We start from the raw sequence: 5,513 nt of genomic DNA, 5'->3' as shown, positions 1-5,513 counted from the left end.
TTAACGTATTTAGCCACATAGAAACCAACAGCCATATAACTGGTAGCTTTAAGCGGCTCACCTTTAGCATCAACAGGCCACAACCAACCAGAACGTGAAAAAGCGTCCTGCGTGTAGCGAACTGCGATGGGCATACTGTAACCATAAGGCCACGTATTTTGCAAGCTATTTAACTGGCGGCGATTGCGTACCCGACGACCAAAATTAGGGTCAACGCTACCTGTAGGAAGTGTCCGCATAAAGTGCACCGCATGGAAATGAAGACGGCCATTAGCTGTACCATACTCAGGCACACAAAAATACTGATAGCAGTCGGCGTGTGAATCATTAGCCTTGCGACCCTCGGCAGCAAGAACCATACGACCAATATCACGAAAATAGTCACGCAAAGCATTGGGATTATCATAAAACGCCTCTAATCGGTCGTCAGCCAACGTGAGAGTGTCAAAAACGATAAACCAACCATCAGCATGAGCCTGTCGCATTGCATTCATCAAACGCTGAATAGCAAAGCCTCTACGCGATTTCATAGTGGAGGCCTCCAGCAATCTTGAACACTCATCCTTAATACCTTTCTTTTTGGGGTAATTATACTCATCGCGAATATCCTTAAGAGGGCGTTCAGCAGCCAGCTTGCGGCAAAACTGCGTAACCGTCTTCTCGTTCTCTAAAAACCATTTTTCGTCCCCTTCGGGGCGGTGGTCTATAGTGTTATTAATATCAAGTTGGGGGAGCACATTGTAGCATTGTGCCAATTCATCCATTAACTTCTCAGTAACAGATACAAACTCATCACGAACGTCAGAAGCAGCCTTATGGCCGTCAACATACATATCACCATTATCGAACTCAACGCCCTGCATACGAAAAGACAGAATCTCTTCCAAGAGCTTGATGCGGTTATCCATCTGCTTATGGAAGCCAAGCATTGGGGATTGAGAAAGAGTAGAAATGCCACAAGCCTCAATAGCAGGTTTAAGAGCCTCGATACGCTCAAAGTCAAAATAATCAGCGTGACATTCAGAAGGGTAATAAGAACGAACCATAAAAAAGCCTCCAAGATTTGGAGGCATGAAAACATACAATTGGGAGGGTGTCAATCCTGACGGTTATTTCCTAGACAAATTAGAGCCAATACCATCAGCTTTACCGTCTTTCCAGAAATTGTTCCAAGTATCGGCAACAGCTTTATCAATACCATGAAAAATATCAACCACACCAGAAGCAGCATCAGTGACGACATTAGAAATATCCTTTGCAGTAGCGCCAATATGAGAAGAGCCATACCGCTGATTCTGCGTTTGCTGATGAACTAAGTCAACCTCAGCACTAACCTTGCGAGTCATTTCTTTGATTTGGTCATTGGTAAAATACTGACCAGCCGTTTGAGCTTGAGTAAGCATTTGGCGCATAATCTCGGAAACCTGCTGTTGCTTGGAAAGATTGGTGTTTTCCATAATAGACGCAACGCGAGCAGTAGACTCCTTCTGTTGATAAGCAAGCATCTCATTTTGTGCATATACCTGGTCTTTCGTATTCTGGCGTGAAGTCGCCGACTGAATGCCAGCAATCTCTTTTTGAGTCTCATTTTGCATCTCGGCAATCTCTTTCTGATTGTCCAGTTGCATTTTAGTAAGCTCTTTTTGATTCTCAAATCCGGCGTCAACCATACCAGCAGAGGAAGCATCAGCACCAGCACGCTCCCAAGCATTAAGCTCAGGAAATGCAGCAGCAAGATAATCACGAGTATCCTTTCCTTTATCAGCGGCAGACTTGCCACCAAGTCCAACCAAATCAAGCAACTTATCAGAAACGGCAGAAGTGCCAGCCTGCAACGTACCTTCAAGAAGTCCTTTACCAGCTTTAGCCATAGCACCAGAAACAAAACTAGGGACGGCCTCATCAGGGTTAGGAACATTAGAGCCTTGAATGGCAGATTTAATACCAGCATCACCCATGCCTACAGTATTGTTATCGGTAGCAAGCACATCACCTTGAATGCCACCGGAGGCGGCTTTTTGACCGCCTCCAAACAATTTAGACATGGCGCCACCAGCAAGAGCAGAAGCAATACCGCCAGCAATAGCACCAAACATAAATCACCTCACTTAAGTGGCTGGAGACAAATAATCTCTTTAATAACCTGATTCAGCGAAACCAATCCGCGGCATTTAGTAGCGGTAAAGTTAGACCAAACCATGAAACCAACATAAACATTATTGCCCGGCGTACGGGGAAGGACGTCAATAGTCACACAGTCCTTGACGGTATAATAACCACCATCATGGCGACCATCCAAAGGATAAACATCATAGGCAGTCGGGAGGGTAGTCGGAACCGAAGAAGACTCAAAGCGAACCAAACAGGCAAAAAATTTAGGGTCGGCATCAAAAGCAATATCAGCACCAACAGAAACAACCTGATTAGCGGCGTTGACAGATGTATCCATCTGAATGCAATGAAGAAAACCACCATTACCAGCATTAACCGTCAAACTATCAAAATATAACGTTGACGATGTAGCTTTAGGTGTCTGTAAAACAGGTGCCGAAGAAGCTGGAGTAACAGAAGTGAGAACCAGCTTATCAGAAAAAAAGTTTGAATTATGGCGAGAAATAAAAGTCTGAAACATGATTAAACTCCTAAGCAGAAAACCTACCGCGCTTCGCTTGGTCAACCCCTCAGCGGCAAAAATTAAAATTTTTACCGCTTCGGCGTTATAACCTCACACTCAATCTTTTATCACGAAGTCATGATTGAATCGCGAGTGGTCGGCAGATTGCGATAAACGGTCACATTAAATTTAACCTGACTATTCCACTGCAACAACTGAACGGACTGGAAACACTGGTCATAATCATGGTGGCGAATAAGTACGCGTTCTTGCAAATCACCAGAAGGCGGTTCCTGAATGAATGGGAAGCCTTCAAGAAGGTGATAAGCAGGAGAAACATACGAAGGCGCATAACGATACCACTGACCCTCAGCAATCTTAAACTTCTTAGACGAATCACCAGAACGGAAAACATCCTTCATAGAAATTTCACGCGGCGGCAAGTTGCCATACAAAACAGGGTCGCCAGCAATATCGGTATAAGTCAAAGCACCTTTAGCGTTAAGGTACTGAATCTCTTTAGTCGCAGTAGGCGGAAAACGAACAAGCGCAAGAGTAAACATAGTGCCATGCTCAGGAACAAAGAAACGCGGCACAGAATGTTTATAGGTCTGTTGAACACGACCAGAAAACTGGCCTAACGACGTTTGGTCAGTTCCATCAACATCATAGCCAGATGCCCAGAGATTAGAGCGCATGACAAGTAAAGGACGGTTGTCAGCGTCATAAGAGGTTTTACCTCCAAATGAAGAAATAACATCATGGTAACGCTGCATGAAGTAATCACGTTCTTGGTCAGTATGCAAATTAGCATAAGCAGCTTGCAGACCCATAATGTCAATAGATGTGGTAGAAGTCGTCATTTGGCGAGAAAGCTCAGTCTCAGGAGGAAGCGGAGCAGTCCAAATGTTTTTGAGATGGCAGCAACGGAAACCATAACGAGCATCATCTTGATTAAGCTCATTAGGGTTAGCCTCGGTACGGTCAGGCATCCACGGCGCTTTAAAATAGTTGTTATAGATATTCAAATAACCCTGAAACAAATGCTTAGGGATTTTATTGGTATCAGGGTTAATCGTGCCAAGAAAAGCGGCATGGTCAATATAACCAGTAGTGTTAACAGTCGGGAGAGGAGTGGCATTAACACCATCCTTCATGAACTTAATCCACTGTTCACCATAAACGTGACGATGAGGGACATAAAAAGTAAAAATGTCTACAGTAGAGTCAATAGCAAGGCCACGACGCAATGGAGAAAGACGGAGAGCGCCAACGGCGTCCATCTCGAAGGAGTCGCCAGCGATAACCGGAGTAGTTGAAATGGTAATAAGACGACCAATCTGACCAGCAAGGAAGCCAAGATGGGAAAGGTCATGCGGCATACGCTCGGCGCCAGTTTGAATATTAGACATAATTTATCCTCAAGTAAGGGGCCGAAGCCCCTGCAATTAAAATTGTTGACCACCTACATACCAAAGACGAGCGCCTTTACGCTTGCCTTTAGTACCTCGCAACGGCTGCGGACGACCAGGGCGAGCGCCAGAACGTTTTTTACCTTTAGACATTACATCACTCCTTCTGCACGTAATTTTTGACGCACGTTTTCTTCTGCGTCAGTAAGAACGTCAGTGTTTCCTGCGCGTACACGCAAGGTAAACGCGAACAATTCAGCGGCTTTAACCGGACGCTCGACGCCATTAATAATGTTTTCCGTAAATTCAGCGCCTTCCATGATGAGACAGGCCGTTTGAATGTTGACGGGATGAACATAATAAGCAATGACGGCAGCAATAAACTCAACAGGAGCAGGAAAGCGAGGGTATCCTACAAAGTCCAGCGTACCATAAACGCAAGCCTCAACGCAGCGACGAGCACGAGAGCGGTCAGTAGCAATCCAAACTTTGTTACTCGTCAGAAAATCGAAATCATCTTCGGTTAAATCCAAAACGGCAGAAGCCTGAATGAGCTTAATAGAGGCCAAAGCGGTCTGGAAACGTACGGATTGTTCAGTAACTTGACTCATGATTTCTTACCTATTAGTGGTTGAACAGCATCGGACTCAGATAGTAATCCACGCTCTTTTAAAATGTCAACAAGAGAATCTCTACCATGAACAAAATGTGACTCATATCTAAACCAGTCCTTGACGAACGTGCCAAGCATATTAAGCCACTTCTCCTCATCCAACGCGTCAGTTTTTGACAGAATCGTTAGTTGATGGCGAAAGGTCGCAAAGTAAGAGCTTCTCGAGCTGCGCAAGGATAGGTCGAATTTTCTCATTTTCCGCCAGCAGTCCACTTCGATTTAATTCGTAAACAAGCAGTAGTAATTCCTGCTTTATCAAGATAATTTTTCGACTCATCAGAAATATCCGAAAGTGTTAACTTCTGCGTCATGGAAGCGATAAAACTCTGCAGGTTGGATACGCCAATCATTTTTATCGAAGCGCGCATAAATTTGAGCAGATTTGTCGTCACAGGTTGCGCCGCCAAAACGTCGGCTACAGTAACTTTTCCCAGCCTCAATCTCATCTCTCTTTTTGCGTTCTGCTTCAATATCTGGTTGAACGGCGTCGCGTCGTAACCCAGCTTGGTAAGTTGGATTAAGCACTCCGTGGACAGATTTGTCATTGTGAGCATTTTCATCCCGAAGTTGCGGCTCATTCTGATTCTGAACAGCTTCTTGGGAAGTAGCGACAGCTTGGTTTTTAGTGAGTTGTTCCATTCTTTAGCTCCTAGACCTTTAGCAGCAAGGTCCATATCTGACTTTTTGTTAACGTATTTAGCCACATAGAAACCAACAGCCATATAACTGGTAGCTTTAAGCGGCTCACCTTTAGCATCAACAGGCCACAACCAACCAGAACGTGAAAAAGCGTCCTGCGTGTAGCGAACTGCGA

Annotated in this window: 9 protein-coding genes; all 9 read right to left on the bottom strand. The window is 44.7% G+C overall.

Annotated elements, in window-relative coordinates; all coding sequences use genetic code 11:
• A partial coding sequence (locus tag AOBCEHNH_RS08255) for a replication endonuclease (protein WP_001700126.1) occupies nucleotides 1-1,046 on the bottom strand: 1,046 nt, incomplete at its 3' end.
• 63 nt (nucleotides 1,047-1,109) lie between these two features.
• Nucleotides 1,110-2,096, bottom strand: coding sequence for a Minor spike protein (locus AOBCEHNH_RS08250; protein WP_000466547.1), 987 nt, complete (start codon nucleotides 2,094-2,096; stop codon nucleotides 1,110-1,112).
• 8 nt (nucleotides 2,097-2,104) lie between these two features.
• On the bottom strand, nucleotides 2,105-2,632 hold the full coding sequence (locus AOBCEHNH_RS08245; protein WP_000487867.1) for a hypothetical protein: 528 nt from the start codon (nucleotides 2,630-2,632) through the stop codon (nucleotides 2,105-2,107).
• Nucleotides 2,633-2,742: 110 nt separating this feature from the next.
• Nucleotides 2,743-4,026 (bottom strand): major capsid protein, encoded by a 1,284-nt coding sequence (locus AOBCEHNH_RS08240; RefSeq protein ID WP_000065572.1) that lies wholly within the window; start codon nucleotides 4,024-4,026, stop codon nucleotides 2,743-2,745.
• 36 nt (nucleotides 4,027-4,062) lie between these two features.
• The gene (locus AOBCEHNH_RS08235; RefSeq protein ID WP_000033471.1) at nucleotides 4,063-4,179 is read right to left on the bottom strand and encodes a phage DNA packaging protein J; all 117 of its coding nucleotides are present in this window, start codon (nucleotides 4,177-4,179) and stop codon (nucleotides 4,063-4,065) included.
• Complete coding sequence (locus AOBCEHNH_RS08230; protein WP_000084700.1) at nucleotides 4,179-4,637, bottom strand: scaffolding protein D; 459 nt, start codon at nucleotides 4,635-4,637, stop codon at nucleotides 4,179-4,181. Before AOBCEHNH_RS08230 ends, AOBCEHNH_RS08235 begins: the two co-directional genes overlap by 1 nt.
• Entirely contained in the window at nucleotides 4,634-4,873 is a 240-nt protein-coding gene (locus AOBCEHNH_RS08225) for a phage DNA packaging protein C (RefSeq protein WP_016670801.1), read from the bottom strand. The genes AOBCEHNH_RS08230 and AOBCEHNH_RS08225 overlap by 4 nt, the downstream gene beginning before the upstream one ends.
• Nucleotides 4,806-4,958 carry a hypothetical protein gene (locus AOBCEHNH_RS08220; RefSeq protein ID WP_435988044.1) on the bottom strand — a complete coding sequence of 51 codons (153 nt, stop codon included), beginning with the start codon at nucleotides 4,956-4,958 and terminating at the stop codon, nucleotides 4,806-4,808. Before AOBCEHNH_RS08220 ends, AOBCEHNH_RS08225 begins: the two co-directional genes overlap by 68 nt.
• A partial coding sequence (locus AOBCEHNH_RS08215; RefSeq protein WP_001876344.1) for a replication endonuclease occupies nucleotides 4,891-5,513 on the bottom strand: 623 nt, incomplete at its 5' end. The genes AOBCEHNH_RS08215 and AOBCEHNH_RS08220, both read right to left, overlap by 68 nt.

The organism is Collinsella intestinalis (assembly GCF_902501455.1).
Lineage (GTDB): Bacteria > Actinomycetota > Coriobacteriia > Coriobacteriales > Coriobacteriaceae > Collinsella > Collinsella intestinalis.
This window is presented reverse-complemented; position numbering and strand designations above follow the sequence as displayed.

What these genes read in the sequence shown, in the direction of transcription:
- AOBCEHNH_RS08250 (WP_000466547.1), bottom strand. Translation starts at nt 2,096, where the DNA reads ATGTTTGGTGCTATTGCTGGCGGTATTGCTTCTGCTCTTGCTGGTGGC.
- AOBCEHNH_RS08245 (WP_000487867.1), bottom strand. Translation starts at nt 2,632, where the DNA reads ATGTTTCAGACTTTTATTTCTCGCCATAATTCAAACTTTTTTTCTGAT.
- AOBCEHNH_RS08240 (WP_000065572.1), bottom strand. Translation starts at nt 4,026, where the DNA reads ATGTCTAATATTCAAACTGGCGCCGAGCGTATGCCGCATGACCTTTCC.
- AOBCEHNH_RS08235 (WP_000033471.1), bottom strand. Translation starts at nt 4,179, where the DNA reads ATGTCTAAAGGTAAAAAACGTTCTGGCGCTCGCCCTGGTCGTCCGCAG.
- AOBCEHNH_RS08230 (WP_000084700.1), bottom strand. Translation starts at nt 4,637, where the DNA reads ATGAGTCAAGTTACTGAACAATCCGTACGTTTCCAGACCGCTTTGGCC.